This window comes from Vibrio mytili, from assembly GCF_049563345.1.
Lineage (GTDB): Bacteria > Pseudomonadota > Gammaproteobacteria > Enterobacterales > Vibrionaceae > Vibrio > Vibrio mytili.
In genome coordinates this window covers 1,282,228-1,304,304 of sequence record NZ_CP110481.1, presented here as the reverse complement: position 1 = coordinate 1,304,304, position 22,077 = coordinate 1,282,228, and the positions used below count along the sequence as shown (strand labels likewise).

The window sequence follows — 22,077 nt, the reverse complement described above, 5'->3', positions numbered from 1 at the left end:
CTCTCTAGTATTAGCCTTTGGTACTACCTGCTGTTAAGCCAGATACAAAGTATTTTTGTAGTGATAGATAAAGAAGCGCTACAGGTATTGAAATAAGCACCGCACCTGCTGCATATGTGGTATAACTCGCCCCCATTTTTTCTACGACCAAATTATATAACCCGATTGGCAACGTATAATTTTCAGGCGTTCTTAAAATCGTTGTTGCGAGAATAAAGTCGCCTAGTGGCCCCGTGAAAGAGAACAATGCCACTACCGCAATAATTGGTTTTGAAATTGGTAGTATAATTTCCAAAAAAATACGAATATTACTCGCGCCATCCATTTTTGCCGACTCATCAAGATCTTTAGGTATCGCGTCTAAGTAACCTTTCATTAAATACGTGTTCATCGGGATCATACCGCCAACATAAACCAGTACTAATGCAAGATGGCTATTAATTAATCCCAACATCTGCGCTAGGACAAATATCGCAATCAGGGCAGAGAATTGAGGGATCATCTGCAACAGAAGGAACAGCATTAGACCATTTTTCCTGCCTTTAAAACGAAAGCGTGAAAACGCATATGACGTACATGACACACTGATCAACGTCAGTACCATGGTCAAAAAGCTGATTTTCAAACTATTCCAGAACCAAGTCAGGTAAGCCACTTTGTCATTAGCAAACAAAGTTGCATAGTGACTCAAAGTCGGTTTATCCGGGAAAATGGACTCACCCATAATACTGTTACCCGGATAGAACGACGCACCAACCGTCCACACTAACGGGTAAATAATGATTACTGATACCAACAAAATCAGGCCGTAACTCAATGTCAATCGGATGCGATTACTACGTTTAATACTCATATTGTTATCTCGCTTCTTCTTTGAACGACTTAGTCATCCGGAATTGCCAAAGCGCAATGCCCACAACGAAAATCGACAATAATAAAGTGATTGCAGATGCAATACCGTATTGCGATGAGGACATCGTCAGTTTGTAAATCCATGACACCAAGATATCGGTGCCGCCCGCGTTGCTACCAATAACAGCAGGACCACCATTGTTAAACAGATAAATAATATTGAAGTTGTTGAAGTTAAACGTATATTGAGTAATCAAAATTGGAGCAATTGAGTACAGTACCAGTGGTAAAGTAATGGTTCTTAACTGCTGGAATTTGCTTGCACCGTCCATCGTCGCAGCTTCATAAAGATCATTAGGGATCGCCTGTAGAACCCCCGTTGTCATGGCGAATACAAACGGAAACCCTAACCAGGTTTGGATCATGATGAGCGCGACTTTCGTCCAGAACGGGTCTGTAAGCCAAGCTTTAGGCTCAATACCAAAGAAGTCGAGGATCACGTTGTTGATGACACCAAAGCTGTCATTAAACATCCCGGTAAAAATAAGGATGGTAACAAAGCCAGGTACCGCCCAAGGAAGAATAAAGATAGTACGGATCAGAGGCTTAAATTTAAGGTCTTTTTGGTTCACCAGAATCGCCAGCAGAACCCCGACTGTACATTGCAATGTTGATGCAACTAATGTCCAAACGACCGTCCACTGCAACACATCGATAAAGGTGTTACGCCACAAGTTAATTTGGAAAATGTTGAAGAAGTTCTTCAATCCAACCCAGTCAACCAGCTTCGCAGGTGGTGAGTTGTATAGGTTGTAGTTGGTAAAACCAATCGCAAAACCGAAGATGATCGGAAACACAACAACAAAGACTAAAAGGATAAAACCCGGACTAATCATCAGGTACGGGAAGCCAGCATTTATAACATTGCGATACTGTACACGCAGTGAGTTCAGTGGGCGGCCTTCATCAAGTCGTTGACCGTTTTTGTATGCGTCATTAATGCTGAGTACATAAACCGCTAAACCAAATACCACAACTAACGAAGCAATAATACCTTCTGCGAGTAGGAAAACTGAGTTGTCCTCTGGTAGGTTTTCTCCAAGTGTTACAAGGCCCCACATACCGTGGGCAATAAAATCACGAGTTACTGCATAAAAACTTGTTAGCAAGATGAAGAACATCATGCCTTTTACAAACTGTCGATTATAAAACTGGCCAAAGCCGGGAATTAACGCAAGTAAAGAGGCAATAAACCGTTGGGATCGATATAACCCAGGGTTATGCTCAAAATGTTCACTCATGTCAGACATCACTTACAACTCCATTTCGGAAAACTTCTGGCGTCTGTCAGCCCCAGACCAGAAAGGTATTTAGGGCCGACAACTACTGTCGCCAGAACAATATCTTTGAATTATTGACCCATCATTGCGTGGTTAGCTTCGATTTGCATATTGATGCTGTCTACCGCGGAGTCGAGTGCACTTTTCGGATCTTGTTTATTCGTTGCGATCAACTGAAGCGCGCTGTTCGCAGGACCCCACACTTCATTCATTTCAGGAATAGAAGGCATAGACGTAGCGTGAATGGATTGCATTGCTACAGCACTTGCACCCGGGTCATTCTTGATAACAGGATCGTCGATCAATTTTTTCACTGCTGGAACCTCTCCAGTTAGCTCAAAGCGGCGCTTGGCGTTGTCATAATTATTAACGAACGTAATAAACTCTTGCGCTAATGGTTTATTCTTCGAGAAAGTGGAGATGCTGTAACTCTTAACCCCCATAAATGAACCCATTTGCTCACCAGATGGTAATTTCGGAAGTGGTGCTACACCATAGTTGATGCCCGCTTCTTTGTACGGCTGGAGTGCCCAAGGACCGGTTTGAACAATCGCGGCTTTGCCCGATGTGAATAGTGAATCGATAGCATTAAGCCCGTTATTACCAATAATGCCCGTAGGAAATACTTTTGACTCATAGAACTTCTGAATGAATTTTGCTCCTTCTACAGCTCCTGGAGTATTCAGTAATATTTTATTTGGGTTGTATGAGCCGTCGTCGTTTTTAGCAAAAACATCACCACCCATACCGTTTAAAATTCCGTAGGTGTAATAAAGCTCATCCCATTTTGCCAGTAAGCCGTATTTTTTATCCTCACGAAACTTCTTGGAAAGCTCAAATATTTCGTCCATCGTATCAGGCAATTCAGAAATAAGATCTTTGTTATAAACCATAAATACCGTTTCAACAGATTTAGGTAAACCGTAAAGCACACCATTGTAAGTCAATGCATTAATAGAAGATTGACTAAATGTATCGGTAACAGCTTTATCGACCTGAATTGGAGCAAGTAAACCTTGGATAACAGCACCACCAATCTGATCATGTGGAATCAAGACGACGTCAGGTCCAGTACCCGCTGGGCCGTCCATACGTAGAGATTCGACCTGACCACCATAAGGCATTTCAAGCACATTCACTTTTACATCGTGTTGTTTTTCAAACGCTGCTACCGCTTCTTCATTACCAAAAGACTTTTGAATGTCTTCCCAGACTAATAAGGACTGCTGCGCCAACGCCATCGGTGAACAAAATAGAGCAGTAACTGCGATAGCAGATAGTTTTTTACTAAATTTATTATTATCCATAAAATTTCACGCCTTTGTTTTTGGTAAAAAATAAAATTTATGGTGCAAATATGCTCCTTTGTGTTATTTTTTCCATACAGGCTATTCATTGATGTGACTTGAATCACTATACCTATTAGTTATTGTGATAAAACAAACAAGTAAAAATAAAATTTACTAAATAAAAGACGAATTAGATCACATACTTTATTCATTATCATTTAAGAGGAATTTAAAATGTCTTCGATCCAATTATCCAATGTCGTAAAACGTTTTGACGATACCCAAACCATTCATAACGTAAACTTGTCGATAGAAGAAGGCGAGTTTGTGGTGTTTGTTGGTCCGTCAGGCTGTGGCAAATCAACACTCTTGCGTATGATTGCTGGCCTGGAAGATATCAGTGATGGGGCGATATCCATTTCAGGAAATGTCGTTAACGACACTCCGCCATCAGAACGAGGAGTAGCGATGGTATTTCAGTCTTATGCTCTGTACCCGCATATGACCGTCGAGGAAAACATGGGTTACTCATTAAAAGTAAACAAAGTGCCAAAAGAAGAGCGAGAGAAAAAAGTAAAGTTGGTCGGTAAAGCACTGCAGTTAGAGCACCTGCTCGATCGTAAACCAGCCCAACTATCAGGCGGCCAACGTCAGCGCGTTGCTATCGGTCGCGCAATCGTTCGAGATCCTGAAGTATTTTTGTTTGATGAGCCGCTATCAAACCTTGATGCAGAACTGCGTGTGGATATGCGTCTGCATATTGCAAAGCTACACCAAGAGCTTAAGTCAACCATGGTCTATGTAACGCACGACCAAGTCGAAGCCATGACATTAGCGGACAAAATAGTCGTGCTTCGTGATGGCAAAGTGGAGCAAGTTGGCTCACCAATGGATCTGTACCATAATCCTATTAACAGATTTGTGGCCGGATTTATTGGCTCACCTAAGATGAATTTTCTTCCTTGCAGCGTTGAGGCGTGGGATGAAACCAGCTTGACAGTAAGGTTACATGTGGGCGGCTCAATCACCTTACCGATAAAAACAGCTCAGATTGAAATAGGTAAAAAGCTAACATTAGGTATTAGACCAGAGCACCTCACAACAAATCCAGATATGATCACACTCGCCTTCCAATGTGAAGTGGTTGAGAGACTGGGCGGAATGACGTACATCTTTGGGCAATGTGGCGGCGTGGATGACTTCAAATACCTTCATCATGGGGACACGCAAGTCCAACCTGGTGAGTCAATTTCGCTATTTACATCACCTTCCCATTTACACATTTTTGAACCTGATGGAAACGTCATTACATTTGATTCTGTACAATCAACGCATTAACGTTTTAACGCCAAAGAGCATTCAAAATGCTCTTTGGCATGATAGAGCCGTCCAATACATATAATATAGGGTAATCTTTTGGCTACACTCAAAGACATTGCACAAAGAGCGAATATTTCTACTTCAACTATTTCTCGCTTTCTTAATGAAGACCCTACTTTGTCTGTAAGTGAAGACAAAAAGCGGGCGATTTTGGAGGCGGTCGAGGCTCTTGGTTATCAATCCCCTAAACGCAGTAAAAAACAGTTTGTTCATCATGAAGTAGCCAAAACGAACGAGCCAGATGGCATACGTGATGTTGTTATGTTGAACTTTTTAACTCCCACGCAGGAAATAGACGACCCGTATTTCACTTCTATTCGTGCTGGTATTCAAAATCGTTGCTTAGAAAAAGACGTCGATTTAAGAACACTTCATTTAGACCAGATCGATAATAATATAAATCTCATAGAAAACGCTCCAGCCGTCATTGCAGTCGGACATTTCTCCAAACATGTTGTGGATACCTTATATCAAGCTAACCACAATATTATATTTGTTGACTCAAACCCTTTAGGTAGCAAAACCGATGCAGTTTTAATTGACCGGTTGGCGCTGTCCAATGAGGTTATGCAAAATGTACTAAAAAGCCGTTGTAAACGACCTGCTTTTATTGGCAATAACGAAGAGCGCTTACATACTTTTCGTAAAGTCACCAAAGAAAACGGCTTGTACCACGATGCATTATGTAAAGTGAGTAAAGAGTATTGCATCGAGTCGGGGTATCAAGCAATGAAAGAAATGCTACAACTCGATGAGCTTCCTGACGTGGTCTACGCTGCGACAGATATGGTGGCCGTTGGTGTTTATCGAGCCATTTATGAGGCTGGGTTAACCATTCCAGGGGACATACAAGTTATCGGAACCAATGATATCTCGTCAGCCCGACATATGAGCCCAAGCCTCACTACAATGCGACTGTTCCCGTTTGAAATGGGAGAAGTAGCAATTGATATGTTCATTGAAAAAATGGAAGGCAGAAAATACAAAAAAACGGTTTTATTTGGTCATGAATTTATATGGCGAGACAGTTTTAAAACTAACTAGCTTCGAGCTAAATTATGACTCTGCAATACATCAAGGATGATGAATTTTATTTGAAACATTTTCACATAGATCATAGTCACAGTTATCTAAGTAAATTTACTTAGATAATTTATCCATAATCACAACTACGTAAATCACCTTACTAAAATAATCACCAACACTTTTATACATCACCTCAATACTAAAATTCGTTGCTATATTCTTTACGCTTAAAAAACCAAAAACGTGAATATATAAAAACGGTGACACGATGAACAATACCCTAAAAATACTAACAATCTTCGGCTCATTAGTAGCCTCGACCCATTCTAACGCGTTTGTTAAAGGCGCAGATATTAGTTGGATAACTCAGATGGAAGACAATGGCTACGAGTTCTACAACGATTGGGGATATCGACAAGATGTCCTTTCAATATTGCGAGACCATGGTATGAACGCAGTACGTCTTCGTATTTGGGTGAATCCCAGTGATGGATATTACAGCTCGCTGGATGATGTAATTGTCAAAGCGCAGTGGGCCAAAGACGCAAATATGGACGTGATGATTGACTTCCACTACAGCGACACTTGGGCCGATCCAGGCAACCAGTGGAAACCTGCAGCATGGCAACAACTGAGCTTCGAAGATTTAATGGGACAAGTATGGTCTTACACTAGAGACTCTCTCAACTCCTTAAAAGCTGCCGGTATAACACCAAAATGGATTCAAGTCGGTAATGAAACTAACAACGGAATGCTATGGAATGAAGGAATGGCTTCAAGCAACATGCGTAACTATGCGTGGTTGTTTAATAGCGGACGCAACGCAGCCAAAGAAGTATTCCCCGATGCTAAGGTCATTGTCCACTTAGCAAACTGTCACGACAACGCTAATTTCAGGTGGATTCTTGATGGCTTACAATCCAATAGTGCTTGGTGGGATGTTATTGGCGCATCATCTTATCCCAAGAATGCAACAGGCCTTACTTGGCAAGAAGCAAACAATCAATGCCTCTCTAATCTCAATGATTTGGTCGATCGCTACGGTACTGAAGTCATGATCACAGAAATTGGCGTGCCTTGGGATGAACCTCAAGCAAAGACTATCGTTGCCGATATGATCCAAAAAGTACGTCGTGTTAATCAAAATAAAGGCATTGGGATTTTCTATTGGGAGCCACAGGCATATAGTTGGCAAGGTTATACCTTGGGTGCATGGGATCCGAATACGCGCCAGCCTACTCAAGCTCTTGATGCTTTTCTTGAATAACTCAAAAACGTTACCCAGAATCGTCCAACAAGATCATGTGCCATCAAGAGGTATTGGATTTCTTCAATAAGAAGCGAACCACCATCATTGCATGGCGCAAGAGCCGCAACTTCCCAGAGCCAATTAGCAAATCACCGCTGCGTTGGATTCGCGCTGCGGTGATGGAATGAGTCAAGCATGAAGGTGGGTTTAAGGCAGGGGTTTAGAAGGCTTACTACATTCAGTTATTTCAACATACTGGCGCAGCGATCCATACTTAGCCTAATGTGCCATAGACACATAACCCAAATTCGAAAAAAGGTTCTAAGCGTTTGAAGCCACTCTTAAATATAATGTGGGACGCAATTAGCGCCAAAAATTTAGCTCTAGTCTCTTGTTAGCCATCAAACTCAACACGTTCAATGTTACCTCTAACAGATTGAACCTTATACATTTTACATTTTGGATAATGCGTCATGATCAAGTTAACTAGATTGGTACGCTCTTCGTTAGAAATTCTAGCTGAGAAAGTTACCGACACTAGCTCATCTTTGTAAAACTCAAAGTCACTATACCTCTTACCTTCTCCGGGACGTCGAGTCATGACACGCCACTCTTTTTCATATTCCCACTTTGCGGTTTTAGTGAAATAAATAGCATGGGCAGTATTAGCCATTAACTCTCTGTTCTCATCGTATAATAGGAAATCCAAAGCAGAACCTAAATGAGGAGTACTATCTGTATAAGTTACCTTTTTCGCCATTTGGAAGGGTGTATTCAGCTCTTCTATATGACGAAATTCAAACATACACCCCGTATGATTGTCACCGTAGTGAGCCCACATAACCTCATCATCTTCAGATAAACAAATTATGCGCAAGTCACCATTCTTATAACATTCAGTGTGCTCACGGAGGCGATCTTCTAAAGAAGGTAAACTTATCTCATGTGAAGAAAGTTCACTGTATAAAGTATCTCTATCGAACCCACGTTCTTTCACATTTTTATCATATACACTAAAGAGTTGGTTCTAGGAGAAAGTGGTTTAGTTAATTGCAGCTATCCATACGGAATGTTTAAAAGGGTTTTTACATAATCAGCCTTACAAACTTCAACTGAAGGGTGGAAAATAGGCATTCTTTGCAGCTCATTTATATCGTTAAATGTGCTTGGGCATGACCAACGCAGCTTTTGAGATTGAAGCACTAATTTAGCCGTGCTAGAACTCATATATTTGTATAAACGACTCGGTACTTCCAATATTCCTCCTAGATGGCTAAAGCCGTATTTAGTGTGTGAGAGACACAACCACTGAACCTACACATTACACCGTAGACGCAAAACCCAACCTTGAACTGAAATGGCAAGTTTGGGAGTTACTCTTGAAAAGATTATTAGCTATGAGACTTAATTGATGCTACCGATTGAGTTAATCAATGATGGTACGTTTCGAGCACACCATGAAATTATCTCAGAAAAGACTTCTTTGAGTTCTTTCTGGGCTGTTTCTTTTGTTGCGTCAACCAAAATAGACTCAGCAGCCTTGAGCAACTTACTTTCTACACTAGGATCAACTTTAATTGATTCCAACCCTTTAGGAGTAAGAACCATGTTCCTAAATTCGGAGTCGTTCTCACTCTCGTAATCAATGAGGCCTGCAAGCTTGAGCCATTGGATTGTTGGTTTAGCCAATCCAACAGGACTTTTATGCCTAATATATTTTTGAATAAATGGAGCATGCTCTAAAGGTTTTTTTGACTCACTCCAAAGTTCTTCATCAATTTCCATCGCTAGCTCGTAGGCATTTATGTTCACTCTTAGAGGAAAGTGCTCATATAAATGAGCCAACAATAACGCGGAATAAGATTCAAAAATGTCGATATTTCTCATTTACTCTCCTTAGCACCCGCCTAAGCGGTATGGAGTGGCATAGTGCTTTACTCGACACTGGTTACATCGATAAATCGCTTTACCTAAAATACCATCGCTCATTGAGCGTACTTATCCTCATAAAATTCTAACAGTCATTTGTTGAGGCTATAAACCCTCACCTTCTTTGTTATTTTTTTGACGATACTCTTTGTACGTTTTTGGAAAAGCATCATCAAGAGCTCTATAAGAATTGAGTACATGTTGAGGTACATAAGAGGTGTAAGCAAAACTGTGCCTCACGAACTGATATGAGCAGAAGAAAAATATCGCTAGCGAAACACTCAACAGCAAACCGTTATCCAACCCGACGTCAAAAAATGTATAAATCATGAATAAAGTGGACAATGCCCAGCATATAGCCACGAATAGCCACTCGGCTGTAGACATTACAATAAATATCAAATACTTTATGTCCATATTTTCGGGCTCATATTCACCTCTGAAAGCTTCAGCAACGTCACCACTTCTAATCAGTGGATACATGAAATTTAAAATCGACTTTACTCCGCTATAAAATCCTTTCTTGCAGACATAGATGACTAACTTAACTACTATCGTAGCTAAAATACTCCCGATCGCACCCAGAACTATCACGCCTGGCATTGTGCCCAACAACCAGCTTTCAACTTGATGAACATCCATTTCTAAAACCACCCTCCATGTGAACCCGCAGCCCTAACGATCTGTGAAAGGATAAAGCACACGATGACCAAGCCGCTGTCTAGCACTTCAACGCGAAATTAAATGCCACACGTGCTGAACCTTTCTTGAGCAGTTCGTTAAATGTAATTTAATTTGCTCTGATGAACTCTATTTCCTGTTCTGGTTCTAACCATTCACTTTTGGGAATTGCGATACCCAATGAAACTTTGATTTTTTGTATAGAGTAACTATTTAAAATACCTTGATTAGATAAAACCCCACCACGACCATTAGACAAACGGATAAGTTCTTTTGTAGCGTTTAAAACATCTTCTTCTTTCGGAAGACCAAACAGTCGGCAAGAAATGTTATAGAAAGGAACTAAATAAAAATGAGCATGTAGATTTGAAGAGTGCTCTCGCATAACCTTACATGCTTCAGTAAAACGCTCTTCCTCTGGATCTGTTGGATTAGCGAATACATTAGCTAATTTAATTAAATCATAGGCAATTTTTGATACGAGCGTTCTCAATTCTTGTATTGGTTCAATAAGCAACTTTAGTAAAAGTTGACCTAATACAAAGATTAGAACACCTGATAAAACTGTTAGAAATACTGTCATATTTACTCCTTACATTTAACGCTTAATAGGTTGCAGAAAGCCGCTTTGTCTACCATTATCATGCCGCCTTTCATTGAACGCTTCAAAGCATAACCAGTGAGTTAGTGATCTATGCAACTATTAGATAATCAACAAGCATACTAGCTCACAGCTACTTTTTCATGTTCCAGCTCTTTTTGGACTTGCGAAAACAACGCTTCCGCGTACTTCTCGTATGCTTCTTTTTGATCTGATAGCCAGTCATGCTTGTTATAAATCGCCATTACGCCGACCAGTTCGTGCCCGAGCATTTTTTCGGTCACGTGCGGCATAGTGCCTAGTTCTGAGCAAGTAGTAGAAATACTGCGGCGGATCTGGTGATGTGACTATCCCCTACTCACCACAAACCAGCGTTTTTTCTTTGTTTGGCGGCTGCTTTATGCATCTTTCGTTGCGAGTCAAAGCGTTGAGTGGTCTAATACTGGTATCGGTTCCCTAAACGGTAAGTAGAATGCACCAAGATCATCAGCCCACTTTTTTCTTCTTTGACTATGAGACTTGGGGAACAAACCCGGCAAAAGATAGACCCAGCCAATTTGCTGGCGTTCGCACGGATGAAAACTTCAATATCATCGGTGAGCCTTTAGTAATGTACTGTCAGCCACCAGCTGATTATCTTCCTTCTCCTGAAGCGGCTTTGATAACGGGAATAACGCCACAAAAAGCCGTGCAAGAAGGCCTGCCAGAACCCGAGTTTATTGCCAAGATTCATGCTGAGTTATCCAAACCGAAGACAACCAGCTTAGGCTACAACAGTATTCGCTTTGATGATGAAGTCACACGTTACACCTGCTACCGCAATTTCATTGATCCTTATGCTTGGAGCTGGCAAAACGGAAACTCTCGTTGGGATTTACTGGATGTGATGCGTGCTTGTCATGCGCTGCGCCCAGAAGGCGTTGAATGGCCTGAGAATGATGAAGGCTTTACCAGCTTTAAGTTAGAGCACTTGTCTGTTGCGAACGGCATCGAACACAGCAACGCGCACGATGCTATGGCGGATGTTATCGCGACGATTGAGATGGCAAAAAAGGTGAAAGCCGCGCAGCCTAAGCTGTTCGATTATTTTTTCTCAATGCGCCAGAAACGCAAGCTCAATGAATTGGTCGACATCGTTAATATGACACCGTTAATGCACGTGTCAGGGATGTTGGGGCGTGAATGCCAGTACACCAGTTGGATCGTGCCAGTTGCATGGCACCCAACGAACAACAACGCGGTGATCACGATAGATTTAGCCAAAGATCCTCAGCCGATTCTTGACTTGTCAGCAGAAGAACTACAACAAAGGCTTTACACCAAGAGAGATGAATTGGGTGACTTATTGCCAGTCCCGGTAAAACTGGTTCATCTCAACAAGTGCCCGATTCTGGCGCCAGCGAAAACCCTGACTGCGGAAAATGCCGAGTCGATTGGCATTGATCGCCAGCGCTGTTTAGACAACCTTGCTTTGTTGCGTAAACATCCTGAGATTCGTGAGAAACTCATCGGTGTGTTCTCTATCGAGCGTCAGTTTGATAAGAGTGACGATGTGGACACTCAGCTTTACGACGGATTCTTCTCACCTGCTGATCGCGCTGCGATGGACATTATCCGAGAAACGGAGCCAAACAACCTTGCGGCATTGGACATCGAGTTCGATGATAAGCGTATTAAGCCGTTACTGTTCCGTTACCGTGCGCGCAATTATCCAAGCACTTTGGATGACCAAGAACAACAACGTTGGGCATCACACTGTCGAGAAGTATTTGAAAATCAACTTGAAGAGTATATGCTGAACTTAGAAAACTTAGTGCACGAGCACGAAAGTGACGAAAAGAAAATCGCCATACTCAAGTCTGTTTATCGTTACGTTGAGAGTTTGGCTTCGTAATTTTACCTATTCAAGCGCACCCGCTGGTGTGCTTGACCTTTTAATGCTGTCAAAATGATTAAAGATCGATTCTTACAACTGATCCAACTGCTCATCTCCCTCTTTCTTATCATGGGCGCACTTGGGATCGGCCTGACTATTCAAAAATTCACCAACGTTTCAGTACCGGGTAGTGTGATTGGCATGCTGGTATTGTTCTTCTCTATGACACTGGGCATTGTAAAAGTCGAGTGGGTTAAACCCGGCGCGAGCTTGTTTATCCGTTACATGATTTTGCTGTTTGTTCCCATCAGTGTCGGGTTAATGGAGCATTTTGACATGCTGATCGCCAATGCGTTACCCGTCCTTGCTAGTGCGGTTGGTGGCTCCCTTATCGTACTAGTGAGCTTGGCATGGCTATTGGATTACCTGCTAAAGGAGAACTATTAATATGTGGTTAATTGTCACTATTGTTGTTTTCCTGATCGCTCGTACAATCGCTATCAAACTCAACTCCCCCCTTGCTAACCCACTGCTTATCTGTATTGCGGTGCTCATTCCTCTGTTGATCTATTTAGACATCCCATACGAGACGTATTACGCAGACAATAGTGTGGTGAGTTTTTTACTGCAACCCGCTGTTGTCGCGCTTGCTTACCCACTTTATGAGCAGTTACCTCAGATTAAAGCGAATTGGCGCATCATTACGTTTGCTTGCACGCTAGGCAGTATTATGTCGATGCTGACGACAACCTTAATTGCGGTAGTGTTTAAAGCCGATATTAACTTGATCGCCAGTTTATTAGGTAAATCGGTGACGACGCCTATTGCAATGGAAATCTCGAGCCACCTTGGCGGTGAGGCAGCCGTTGCGGCGATTCTGGTACTGATTGCTGGGCTGTTAGGGTCTATCATCGCTTATCCTATTTACAACCTTATTGGCATCAAACACCCTATTGCTCGAGGTCTGACGATGGGGACGGTTTCTCACGCGCTTGGCACCGCTACTTGTGCAGAAAAGCAGCCAGAAGATGCCGCCTTTTCCTCACTCGCTTTGGTTTTGTGCGGCATTATTACGTCGATACTGGCACCAAGCTTTTTTGCACTCGCGGTGTGGCTGTATCAATAAGCCTCCAATCTACACGGCTTGTGAAGCAACTAAAAAAGAGTTTTACCCTATAATTAACTCGTCATTCTCCACTTCGATGGATAGAGAATCGTTAAACTTGTCGCAGTAAAATGAGATGCAATCGAATACATGTGTGAGCTCTCTCTAATTATGTAACAGATGTAACCATTGCATTTCACAATGTGACAGGAGGCACAGAACATTTTTCTGTCTCACATACAATAATGTTCCATGCAATAACAAGGATTCAACATGAAAAGTCGCATTGAACAGGCGCTCGCAAGCGCTCCTGAAGCACTTTCAACTCAACTTGCGCCAATTGTCCAATCGGACGATTTTGATGCTACTATTTCAGCACAACAGTTCGAACAGTTGCGCGCAACTACTGGCTTATCAGATAAAGAGCTTCGCGTTGCCCTACTGCCTTTTGCTGCCGCTTATGCCTATACGCCTATTTCAGAATTCTATGTCGGTGCCATTGTCCGTGGCCTTTCCGGTCGTCTGTACTTTGGCGGAAATATGGAATTTCTCCACGTCCAGTTAGGACAAACCGTTCATGCCGAGCAGGCGGCGATCAGTCATGCTTGGATGAAAGGCGAACGTGGTGTGAAAGATATAACCATTAACTTCAGTCCATGTGGCCACTGCCGCCAATTTATGAATGAGCTTTCCACTGCGAAAGAGCTCAAGGTTCAATTACCCGAACGTGAAGAAAAGACACTGCACGAATACCTACCAGAGGCATTTGGGCCGAGTGACTTAGGCATCGAATCTGCGCTGATGGCAGAAGTGAAGCATCAGTTCAGCTGTGATGATCAAGATGCGTTGATTCAAAAAGCCGTAGAGGCGATGAATATGAGTCATGCCCCTTATACAAACAACTTAAGCGGTTTAGCATTAGAGCTCAAAAATGGTCGCCAATTCCAAGGTGCATACGCTGAAAACGCAGCGTTTAACCCAAGCTTACCGCCGCTTCAAGTCGCCTTGATTCAAGTATTGCTTGCCGGTGAAACATTCGAGAATATTCAAGCCGCAGCGTTGGTAGAAAACTCACAGGGTAAAATTAGCCACCTTGCGGATACCCAGTCCACATTAGAGTCGTTAAACCCGGATATACCGTTAAGTTTCGTTAACGTATAGAACACGTGACAAAGATAAGAGCTCTACAACAGGTAGAGCTTTTTTATTGACAAAAACCTTGCGCAAACGTTTGCTTCACTGACAAAATTCAGTATGATCCCCTGCAAATTCTGTCTCATCATACTAATCAGAGTTATTTTCTACGATTGGTATCCATATTTTGTAAGGGAACACTATGTTCGGTACTGCAACCAGCTCAAATGCTACCCGCGTATTACTTCTTGGCTCTGGAGAACTCGGTAAAGAGGTCGCGATCGAATGCCAAAGACTTGGCTTAGAAGTGATCGCCTGTGATCGTTACGCTGACGCCCCGGCAATGCAAGTCGCCCACCGTAGTTATGTAATCGACATGCTAGACGGCCAAGCTTTGGAAGCAATCATTAACAAAGAACAGCCGGCTTACGTGGTCCCTGAAATCGAAGCTATCGCGACCGATAAACTGGTTGAACTCGAAGAGAAAGGACTGAATGTTGTCCCGACGGCAAAAGCCACCAAGCTCACAATGAACCGTGAAGGCATTCGTCGTCTAGCAGCAGAAGATCTTGGCTTAACAACATCGCCTTACCGTTTTGCGGATAACTACGAAGACTTCAAAGCAGCCGTCGATTTTGCGGGTATTCCTTGCGTGGTTAAGCCAGTGATGAGCTCGTCAGGTAAAGGCCAAAGCGTTATTAAATCCGAAGAAGATATAGAAAACGCTTGGAACTACGCGCAAGAAGGCGGTCGTACTGGTGCGGGACGTGTCATTGTTGAAGGCTTTATCGACTTCGATTACGAAATCACCCTGTTAACGGTTCGCGCGGTTGATGGCGTTCACTTCTGTGCACCTATCGGTCATCGTCAAGAAGACGGAGACTACCGTGAGTCTTGGCAGCCACAAGTTATGTCCGAGAATGCGATAAAAGCCGCTGAGTATGCCGCAGAGAAAGTGGTGAATGCGCTTGGAGGCTACGGGATTTTTGGCGTGGAGCTATTTGTTAAAGGTGATGAAGTCATCTTCAATGAAGTCTCCCCTCGCCCACACGATACCGGCATGGTCACTATGATTTCTCAAGAGATGTCTGAGTTTGCACTTCACGTGCGCGCGTTTACGGGTATGCCTATCAATAGCATTGTTCAATATGGCCCTTCGGCATCCGCTGTTATCCTTGGTCAAGGTACCTCAACGAACATTCGTTTTGATAATGTTGCTGAAGCGGTGGCGCAACCTCAAACGCAAGTTCGTCTATTTGGTAAGCCAGAAATCGACGGACGTCGCCGTTTGGGCGTGGTATTGACTCGCCGAAACTCAACGGAAGAGTCCGTTCAAGATGCGGTCGCAAGCGCGGCTAAAGTTAACGTTATCTACTAAGCGACTTATTCATCAAGCGATGATAATAACGTCTGCCATTTTAAGGATAGAAACAAAAGCGCAGCTCAAGGGCTGCGCTTTTTCGTTGCTTTACGTATTTCGTAATGCTCAGTATTGAGAACTACGGAGCTTCAATTAAATACACTTCTTCAGAGAAACGACTCAATCCTTTGTCTTTGATTTTAGGGTGGCTCTCATCTGCTTCATCAACGTTCAAGCACGTTACTTTATAACCCGAGAACAACTGCTCTATTTCACTCACAGGCACACTAAACGGTGGGCCCGCCATTTCTTCTTGTACGTAGTTCAACGTGATCAATAGAATTCGTCCACCTGGGTTAAGTAACTGTTTTAGTCGACTTGCGTATTCTTCTCGCATATCTTCCGGCAGTGCCACAAGAGAGGCTCGGTCGTAAATAATATCAACTTGTGAAAGCGGCGCAGTAAAGAAGTCACCCGTATAAATGGACAACTCATCAAACTGATACAGCTCGTGCATGCCGTTGATTGGCGTGACCATTGGTGTGTAGAAGTGCTCAGCAAAGAAAGCGCGAACGGCAATTTGACTTAGCTCTACGCCGACAACTTCTTCATGTTTGGTTGCAAGCCAAGCGAGATCTTCCGATTTACCACATAAAGGAACCAGCACCCGGTCACTACGTGTTGGTTGCGTATGATGCCAATGTGTTGGCAATAATGGGTTCACATCTTCCAGGTGAAATCCGATTTTATTACTGGCCCATTTGTTGTGCCAAAATTCTGGGTCTCTCATCGTTTTCTTCTTGTTAGCTGATTGTCATTTTGTGCGTTAAGCCTAATGGTTTTTCAGAATTTGTCTATGCCGTTCATCTTTCGTTAATACTCAAGTGATAGGATATTTCCATACCTTAAGTGAAAGCTCTGATACCGAAATATCAGAATAATAAAAATATAAATGGCGACCTAGCGCACGATTCTACTATTAAGTTTATTTATAACCTTGGAATCTGTCGATAAGACCCCATTCATAATGTGAGTACCTAACTTGCCACACTTAGTGACATTTTGTTCCCAATTTTCTAAGTGCAAGCAACTAAAGGAGTGTGAATGAGCTTATTTTTACGTACTACCGCTTTGATGCTTTTAGTACTAAGCCGTGCCCCAGCATTCGCTGCAATCCCTAACACGTCAACGACGAGCAACATACAAAATCGTTCTGCCAGCCAAAACGAAGTGTGTCCGAAACGATTCAAACACAGCCTTAGCGGCTTATATGGCATTCAATCATTCGACACCCAAGCAACTCAACCCTACTCCGATTTCGACATTATCTACAGCAAAGCACATCAAGCACAGTTTGAGCTTGAAACCATCTGCAAAAGTTCAGCGTTATTAAATAATGCCCTACCACTTTTCGCGGGAGTAAAATCCCAACATCGCGCCGAAGAAAAAGTACGTATTGAACTCAATAACCAAGTAGAAAGGATTACTGACCTTGCCCGAGGCACAATTGTGGCGGACGATGTGCCTAGTTTAATCTCGATTTATGAGACCCTCGAACGAGAGACGACGATCGTAAAAGTCAAAAACCGTTTCAAGAAACCAGGTCCATCGGGCTACCGTGATTTAAACTTATTGGTTCGGTTACCCAAAACGAATCTTATCGCTGAAGTTCAACTTCACCTAAAAGCCATTGCAGACGTAAAAAGTGGGCCAGAACACGACTTGTATGAAAAAATTCAAAAACTGGAAAGACTAGCCATGCAGGAGAAACGTGATTTAAATGAGATTGAGATGGCGTCAATTCAGCGTATGCGTACTCAATCCAAAAATCTGTATCAACAAGCGTGGCAGCCGTACTTAACTACACACTTGGAAGCAGCCTAACGCAAGACTATCGTCTTGTTTTGAGCAAGAAACAAAACCACCGCTCCGAAGAGCGGTGGTTTTTTAATGGGGTGAAGGTATTAACAAAGGTTAAATACAACAAAAGATCACCATTTAGTGTGATCTTTTGTTCGGGGTCGCAGTTACGGTTATTTCTTCAAGTTTTCTACACGAGCTTTCAATTTTTGACCCGGGCGAAATGTAACTACACGTCGAGCAGTAATAGGAATATCTTCACCGGTCTTTGGGTTACGACCAGGACGTTCATTCTTGTCTCGAAGATCAAAGTTACCAAAACCTGACAGTTTTACCTGTTCGCCACTTTCCAGTGCCTTACGAATTTCTTCAAAGAACACTTCCACCGTTTCCTTGGCGTCCCGTTTACTAAATCCCAGCTTATCAAACAGGTTTTCTGCCAGTTCGGCTTTTGTGAGCGCCATAAAACTTTCCTCAAAGCTATGTTTAACAATGCTACTTAGTGTAGCGCCAGAGCAGTTTTACCCTACCAATTCAACAACATATCGGGGTTACATCAGGAAGTGTATGACAAGCTTCTGATTTTCGCCAACTTTTTTTGACCACGTAGAAATACAACAACCACAATCAAAACATTGTTAAAAACCAACAATCTAACATAAACTATTTCATACCACTGTTTATTAAATTTATTTATAGTTTATAAAACTATAAATAAATACATTACCAATATTAACCACTACTCAATAAAAATATCAGAGATTGCTAATTTGACGGACAATTGACATAAAATCTCACGTAAATTCAGAGGATTGTCTCAATTTCACATCTAAGTCTCTAATTTTGCGCAGTACAACTAAGCGATGATAAAGAATGATTGAACCCAAAGTTCTCAAGGGTTATTCGTGACGGTTTGAATAAAGGCTGCTAGTGTCTTTTGTTTGTTCCTCTTCAAATTACTCATTTTTAAGAGCATTCATGATTCACCAAGTCATCAGCATTCTGTTCCCAGTGTTCGCTCTAGTTGGCGTTGGCTATCTTGTCGGACGATATATTAAGCCTGACTTTCGGCCGATTAATCGCATCAATATGGAGGTGTTTACTCCCGCCCTCGTATTCTCATCGCTGGTGAGTATGCCATTAAATTCAAACCAAGGTCCTCTTCTGTTGGCTGCAATTGTGGCAGTTGTCGTGCCTGGTTTAGTGATGCTCCCTGTATGTAAAATCACTGGGTTATCTTTTAAATCTTGGGCACCACCACACATGTTCCGAAACAGCGGCAACCTAGCCATTCCCCTGTTTACTTATACCTTTGGAGATGTTGCTCTTTCTTCTGCAGTCATGCTATTTGTGGTTTCTGGCTGTCTTCACGTTAGTTTGGGTGTCTCTATATTGAGTAACGGAAACCCTTTCAAACAAATGATTAAGATGCCGATATTTTTGTCTGCTTCGCTTGCAATGGCGCTGAACTTATCTGGCTTTGGTGCATGGGGTCCGCTGTATGAAGCCACAGCGCTTTTGGGCCAAGCTGCCATTCCGGTCATGTTACTGTCCCTTGGCGCACAGATGTGTCACTTAAGGTTGGATGGTTTAAAAGTGGGTGTGATATGCAGTGTACAGTCATTAACCACAGGCGCCATTGCGTTTGGATTAATTTATTGGTTTATCCCTCTGCCGACGATGCAACTGCAGATGATGGTCTTGTTTACCATGTTACCACCAGCGGTGATGAACTACCTGTTTGCAGAACGTCTGAATATTGAACCAATGAAAGTCGCCTCCATGGTCCTCTTCGGTAACTTTTTCAGCATATTAACGTTGCCAATTCTCTTAACTTACACCTTATCGTTGGGATAAATTGCGCTCACGTACAATCGTTCCTATGTCGAGCGTCGAACAGGGCAATTACCAGTTCCGTATTCCGTATAAGCATAAAAAAACCCTGCTGAATCAGCAGGGTTTCTTGTCTCTTAAGAAAGGTAGCCACCTAACGTTTAGTCACGTAGTGCTGCACCAAACTTCTCAGAAACATGAGCAACAATCGCGTCTACCGCACCAGCGATATCTGCATCTTCAAGCGTGCGCTCAACGGACTGCAGAGTCAGCGCGATAGCTAAGCTCTTCTTACCTTCTTCAACGCCTTTACCTACGTAAACGTCGAATAGTTTTGCATCTTTTAGGAACTCACCGCCTTGCTCAAGACAAGCGTTAACGATGTCACCAGATGCGACTGTTTCATCCACAACGACCGCGATATCACGACGGTTTGATGGGAACTTAGAAAGCTGAACCGCTTCAGGGATCACTTTCGAGTTGATTGCAGACCATTCGATTTCGAATACGATAGTACGACCATTTAGACCGAACTTACGCTCTAGTTCTGGGTGAACGGTACCGATAACACCAACCTCTTTGCCATCAACGATGATTGTCGCTGATTGACCAGGGTGAAGTGCCGGATGCTTCGCTGCTGCAAAAGAGTACGCTTTTTCGTTCGCAGATAGCTCTAGAATCGCTTCTAGATCGCCCTTAAGGTCGAAGAAATCAACCGTGTTTGTTTCGATATCCCAATGCTCTTCACTACGAGTACCAGCAATTACACCGGCCAGCATAGGCTCTTGGCGCATACCGTTTTCTGCAGATTCACATGGGATAAAACGTAGACCGTATTCAAATAAACGAACGCGTGGCTGTTGACGCTTCTGGTTGTGAACAACCGTGTTCAGCAGACCTTGGATAAGACCAAGACGCATTGCTGACATGTCTGCAGAAATTGGGTTTGGAAGCACTAGAGGCTCAACACCAGGTACAACTAGCTTTTGTTGCTCAGGCTCAACGAAGCTGTAAGTGATGGCTTCGTGGTAACCACGGTCAACAAGAAGATCACGAACGCGTTTAAGTGGCATATCCGCTTCAACGTGGTTGTGCATCTTAAGTGCTGCTGCTGGGTGTTGGTTAGGAATGTTGTCGTAACCGTAGATACGGCCAACTTCTTCAATAAGATCTTGCTCGATAGCGATATCGAAACGCCATGTTGGCGCTACTGCCATCCAACCTTCTTCTGAAGCTTCAACAGTTAAACCTAGGCGCTCTAGAATTTCTACTACGTCAGCATCAGCGATGTGATGACCTAGTAGGTTGTCTAGTTTAGTACGACGTAGAGCAACTTTGTTTGGCTTAGGTAGGTCTGCTTCAGACTCAACAGCAACAACAGGTGCTACTTCACCGCCACAAATTTCAACAAGAAGCTGAGTTGCACGTTCCATTGCGTTTACTTGCAGTGCGTAATCCACACCACGCTCAAAACGCATAGAAGAATCAGTGTGTAGACCGTAGCTACGAGCGCGACCACGGATGTGGTCAGGTGCAAAGAATGCACACTCAAGTAGAACGTCTTTCGTTTCTGAAGTTACACCAGACTCTTCACCACCAAAGATACCTGCAATTGCTAGGGCTTTGTTGTGGTCAGCAACCACTAGAGTATCAGCATTTAGCTCTGCTTCGCTGCCGTCTAGAAGGGTTAGCTTCTCGCCTTGCTCAGCCATACGAACCACGATGCCACCGTCGATCTTCGCAAGATCAAACGCGTGCATTGGTTGGCCTTGCTCTAGCAGCACGTAGTTAGTGATGTCTACTACCGGATCGATAGAGCGAATACCACAACGACGCAGCTTTTCTTGCATCCACAGTGGTGTTTCTGCTTGAACATTTACGTTTTTAACCACTCGACCTAGGTAACGTGGACACGCAGCAGGCGCGCTCACTTCAATAGAGATTTTGTCGTCGATGGAAGGGGCAACGGATTCTACTGCTGGCTCGGTCACATCAGCGCGGTTAAGTACGCCCACTTCACGAGCCATACCACGGATGCTGAAACAGTCAGCGCGGTTTGCTGTTAGGTCAACGTCTACCGTGACGTCGTTTAGACCTAGGAATTCACGGAAATCAGTACCGATTACTGCGTCTTCTGCTAGTTCCATGATGCCGTCTGACTCAACGTCGATGCCTAGTTCAGTGAATGAACAAAGCATGCCGTGAGATGGCTGACCACGTAGTTTCGCTTTTTTGATTTTGAAATCGCCTGGAAGAACAGCACCAACGGTTGCTACTGCTACTTTCAGACCTTGGCGACAGTTAGGTGCGCCACACACGATGTCTAGAAGCTCTTCTTCGCCAACATCGATTTTAGTCACGCGTAGTTTGTCTGCGTCAGGGTGTTGACCACATTCAACAACGTGACCCACTTTAACGCCAGTGAAAGAACCCGCGACAGGAAGAACGTCGTCTACCTCTAGGCCGGCCATTGTAATTTGATGAGTGAGTTCGTCAGTAGTAACCGCTGGGTTTACCCACTCACGAAGCCATGATTCGCTGAATTTCATGTTGATGAACCCT

General features: G+C 43.2%; 21 protein-coding genes. 10 read left to right on the top strand and 11 right to left on the bottom strand.

What is annotated here, in order from left to right; all coding sequences use genetic code 11:
- Positions 1–10 precede the first annotated feature (10 nt).
- The 3 genes from ONE56_RS06070 to ONE56_RS06060 form a co-directional block, all read right to left on the bottom strand.
- Complete coding sequence (locus ONE56_RS06070) at positions 11–853, bottom strand: sugar ABC transporter permease (RefSeq protein ID WP_041157081.1); 843 nt, start codon at positions 851–853, stop codon at positions 11–13.
- A gap of 4 nt (positions 854–857) precedes the next feature.
- Complete coding sequence (locus ONE56_RS06065; RefSeq protein WP_423840416.1) at positions 858–2,162, bottom strand: ABC transporter permease subunit; 1,305 nt, start codon at positions 2,160–2,162, stop codon at positions 858–860.
- A gap of 101 nt (positions 2,163–2,263) precedes the next feature.
- The gene (locus ONE56_RS06060; protein WP_423840415.1) at positions 2,264–3,499 is read right to left on the bottom strand and encodes an extracellular solute-binding protein; all 1,236 of its coding nucleotides are present in this window, start codon (positions 3,497–3,499) and stop codon (positions 2,264–2,266) included.
- A 216-nt stretch (positions 3,500–3,715) separates the two neighbouring features.
- On the opposite strand from ONE56_RS06060, the gene ONE56_RS06055 reads away from it, so the two are divergent.
- The 3 genes from ONE56_RS06055 to ONE56_RS06045 all read left to right on the top strand — a co-directional run bounded on the left by ONE56_RS06055 (position 3,716) and on the right by ONE56_RS06045 (position 7,154).
- A complete protein-coding gene (locus ONE56_RS06055; protein WP_423840414.1) occupies positions 3,716–4,819 on the top strand; it encodes an ABC transporter ATP-binding protein in 1,104 nt (367 codons plus the stop codon).
- A 78-nt stretch (positions 4,820–4,897) separates the two neighbouring features.
- Positions 4,898–5,905 carry a LacI family DNA-binding transcriptional regulator gene (locus tag ONE56_RS06050; RefSeq protein ID WP_423840413.1) on the top strand — a complete coding sequence of 336 codons (1,008 nt, stop codon included), beginning with the start codon at positions 4,898–4,900 and terminating at the stop codon, positions 5,903–5,905.
- A gap of 250 nt (positions 5,906–6,155) precedes the next feature.
- Positions 6,156–7,154, top strand: a complete 999-nt coding sequence (locus tag ONE56_RS06045) for a glycoside hydrolase family 53 protein (protein ID WP_423840412.1) — start codon at positions 6,156–6,158, stop codon at positions 7,152–7,154.
- A gap of 376 nt (positions 7,155–7,530) precedes the next feature.
- Here ONE56_RS06045 and ONE56_RS06040 read toward each other — a convergent pair whose 3' ends face one another.
- The 5 genes from ONE56_RS06040 to ONE56_RS06020 form a co-directional block, all read right to left on the bottom strand.
- On the bottom strand, positions 7,531–8,133 hold the full coding sequence (locus ONE56_RS06040) for a DUF2971 domain-containing protein (RefSeq protein ID WP_423840411.1): 603 nt from the start codon (positions 8,131–8,133) through the stop codon (positions 7,531–7,533).
- Between the two features lie 407 nt (positions 8,134–8,540).
- A complete protein-coding gene (locus tag ONE56_RS06035; protein ID WP_423840410.1) occupies positions 8,541–9,023 on the bottom strand; it encodes a hypothetical protein in 483 nt (160 codons plus the stop codon).
- Positions 9,024–9,170: 147 nt separating this feature from the next.
- Positions 9,171–9,707 carry a hypothetical protein gene (locus ONE56_RS06030; protein WP_423840409.1) on the bottom strand — a complete coding sequence of 179 codons (537 nt, stop codon included), beginning with the start codon at positions 9,705–9,707 and terminating at the stop codon, positions 9,171–9,173.
- Between the two features lie 148 nt (positions 9,708–9,855).
- Positions 9,856–10,329: a hypothetical protein gene (locus tag ONE56_RS06025; protein WP_423840408.1), complete on the bottom strand. Its 474-nt coding sequence runs from the start codon at positions 10,327–10,329 to the stop codon at positions 9,856–9,858.
- Positions 10,330–10,469: 140 nt separating this feature from the next.
- A complete protein-coding gene (locus ONE56_RS06020) occupies positions 10,470–10,640 on the bottom strand; it encodes an integrase (protein WP_331439173.1) in 171 nt (56 codons plus the stop codon).
- 179 nt (positions 10,641–10,819) lie between these two features.
- On the opposite strand from ONE56_RS06020, the gene sbcB reads away from it, so the two are divergent.
- The 5 genes from sbcB to purT all read left to right on the top strand — a co-directional run bounded on the left by sbcB (position 10,820) and on the right by purT (position 15,840).
- The gene (gene sbcB / locus ONE56_RS06015; protein WP_423840407.1) at positions 10,820–12,241 is read left to right on the top strand and encodes an exodeoxyribonuclease I; all 1,422 of its coding nucleotides are present in this window, start codon (positions 10,820–10,822) and stop codon (positions 12,239–12,241) included.
- 54 nt (positions 12,242–12,295) lie between these two features.
- Positions 12,296–12,670 carry a CidA/LrgA family protein gene (locus tag ONE56_RS06010; RefSeq protein ID WP_041157093.1) on the top strand — a complete coding sequence of 125 codons (375 nt, stop codon included), beginning with the start codon at positions 12,296–12,298 and terminating at the stop codon, positions 12,668–12,670.
- Between the two features lies 1 nt (position 12,671).
- Positions 12,672–13,349, top strand: coding sequence for an LrgB family protein (locus ONE56_RS06005; protein WP_331438247.1), 678 nt, complete (start codon positions 12,672–12,674; stop codon positions 13,347–13,349).
- 252 nt (positions 13,350–13,601) lie between these two features.
- Positions 13,602–14,489, top strand: a complete 888-nt coding sequence (gene cdd, locus ONE56_RS06000; RefSeq protein WP_423840406.1) for a cytidine deaminase — start codon at positions 13,602–13,604, stop codon at positions 14,487–14,489.
- Between the two features lie 175 nt (positions 14,490–14,664).
- Entirely contained in the window at positions 14,665–15,840 is a 1,176-nt protein-coding gene (purT, locus tag ONE56_RS05995; protein WP_423840405.1) for a formate-dependent phosphoribosylglycinamide formyltransferase, read from the top strand.
- Positions 15,841–15,961: 121 nt separating this feature from the next.
- On the opposite strand, the gene ONE56_RS05990 is transcribed toward purT, so the two are convergent.
- Positions 15,962–16,612 carry a thiopurine S-methyltransferase gene (locus tag ONE56_RS05990; protein WP_423840404.1) on the bottom strand — a complete coding sequence of 217 codons (651 nt, stop codon included), beginning with the start codon at positions 16,610–16,612 and terminating at the stop codon, positions 15,962–15,964.
- 314 nt (positions 16,613–16,926) lie between these two features.
- On the opposite strand from ONE56_RS05990, the gene ONE56_RS05985 reads away from it, so the two are divergent.
- Positions 16,927–17,706 (top strand): phosphoribosylglycinamide formyltransferase, encoded by a 780-nt coding sequence (locus tag ONE56_RS05985; protein ID WP_041157098.1) that lies wholly within the window; start codon positions 16,927–16,929, stop codon positions 17,704–17,706.
- Between the two features lie 149 nt (positions 17,707–17,855).
- Here the strand turns inward: ONE56_RS05985 and ihfA are convergent, their stop codons facing one another.
- On the bottom strand, positions 17,856–18,146 hold the full coding sequence (gene ihfA, locus ONE56_RS05980) for an integration host factor subunit alpha (protein ID WP_041157099.1): 291 nt from the start codon (positions 18,144–18,146) through the stop codon (positions 17,856–17,858).
- Between the two features lie 514 nt (positions 18,147–18,660).
- Here ihfA and ONE56_RS05975 point away from each other — a divergent pair.
- Positions 18,661–19,539: an AEC family transporter gene (locus ONE56_RS05975; RefSeq protein WP_041157100.1), complete on the top strand. Its 879-nt coding sequence runs from the start codon at positions 18,661–18,663 to the stop codon at positions 19,537–19,539.
- Positions 19,540–19,676: 137 nt separating this feature from the next.
- On the opposite strand, the gene pheT is transcribed toward ONE56_RS05975, so the two are convergent.
- A complete protein-coding gene (gene pheT / locus ONE56_RS05970) occupies positions 19,677–22,064 on the bottom strand; it encodes a phenylalanine--tRNA ligase subunit beta (protein ID WP_423840403.1) in 2,388 nt (795 codons plus the stop codon).
- Between the last annotated feature and the right edge of the window lie 13 nt (positions 22,065–22,077).

Bases quoted from the DNA above. Each gene is read 5' to 3' on its own strand.
- ONE56_RS06010 (WP_041157093.1), top strand. From the start codon at position 12,296: ATGATTAAAGATCGATTCTTACAACTGATCCAACTGCTCATCTCCCTC.
- ihfA (WP_041157099.1), bottom strand. From the start codon at position 18,146: ATGGCGCTCACAAAAGCCGAACTGGCAGAAAACCTGTTTGATAAGCTG.
- ONE56_RS06020 (WP_331439173.1), bottom strand. From the start codon at position 10,640: ATGCCGCACGTGACCGAAAAAATGCTCGGGCACGAACTGGTCGGCGTA.
- ONE56_RS06045 (WP_423840412.1), top strand. From the start codon at position 6,156: ATGAACAATACCCTAAAAATACTAACAATCTTCGGCTCATTAGTAGCC.
- purT (WP_423840405.1), top strand. From the start codon at position 14,665: ATGTTCGGTACTGCAACCAGCTCAAATGCTACCCGCGTATTACTTCTT.
- ONE56_RS05990 (WP_423840404.1), bottom strand. From the start codon at position 16,612: ATGAGAGACCCAGAATTTTGGCACAACAAATGGGCCAGTAATAAAATC.
- ONE56_RS06005 (WP_331438247.1), top strand. From the start codon at position 12,672: ATGTGGTTAATTGTCACTATTGTTGTTTTCCTGATCGCTCGTACAATC.
- ONE56_RS06055 (WP_423840414.1), top strand. From the start codon at position 3,716: ATGTCTTCGATCCAATTATCCAATGTCGTAAAACGTTTTGACGATACC.
- ONE56_RS05985 (WP_041157098.1), top strand. From the start codon at position 16,927: ATGAGCTTATTTTTACGTACTACCGCTTTGATGCTTTTAGTACTAAGC.
- cdd (WP_423840406.1), top strand. From the start codon at position 13,602: ATGAAAAGTCGCATTGAACAGGCGCTCGCAAGCGCTCCTGAAGCACTT.
- ONE56_RS05975 (WP_041157100.1), top strand. From the start codon at position 18,661: ATGATTCACCAAGTCATCAGCATTCTGTTCCCAGTGTTCGCTCTAGTT.
- ONE56_RS06030 (WP_423840409.1), bottom strand. From the start codon at position 9,707: ATGGATGTTCATCAAGTTGAAAGCTGGTTGTTGGGCACAATGCCAGGC.
- ONE56_RS06035 (WP_423840410.1), bottom strand. From the start codon at position 9,023: ATGAGAAATATCGACATTTTTGAATCTTATTCCGCGTTATTGTTGGCT.
- ONE56_RS06060 (WP_423840415.1), bottom strand. From the start codon at position 3,499: ATGGATAATAATAAATTTAGTAAAAAACTATCTGCTATCGCAGTTACT.
- ONE56_RS06070 (WP_041157081.1), bottom strand. From the start codon at position 853: ATGAGTATTAAACGTAGTAATCGCATCCGATTGACATTGAGTTACGGC.
- sbcB (WP_423840407.1), top strand. From the start codon at position 10,820: ATGCACCAAGATCATCAGCCCACTTTTTTCTTCTTTGACTATGAGACT.
- ONE56_RS06025 (WP_423840408.1), bottom strand. From the start codon at position 10,329: ATGACAGTATTTCTAACAGTTTTATCAGGTGTTCTAATCTTTGTATTA.
- ONE56_RS06065 (WP_423840416.1), bottom strand. From the start codon at position 2,162: ATGTCTGACATGAGTGAACATTTTGAGCATAACCCTGGGTTATATCGA.
- pheT (WP_423840403.1), bottom strand. From the start codon at position 22,064: ATGAAATTCAGCGAATCATGGCTTCGTGAGTGGGTAAACCCAGCGGTT.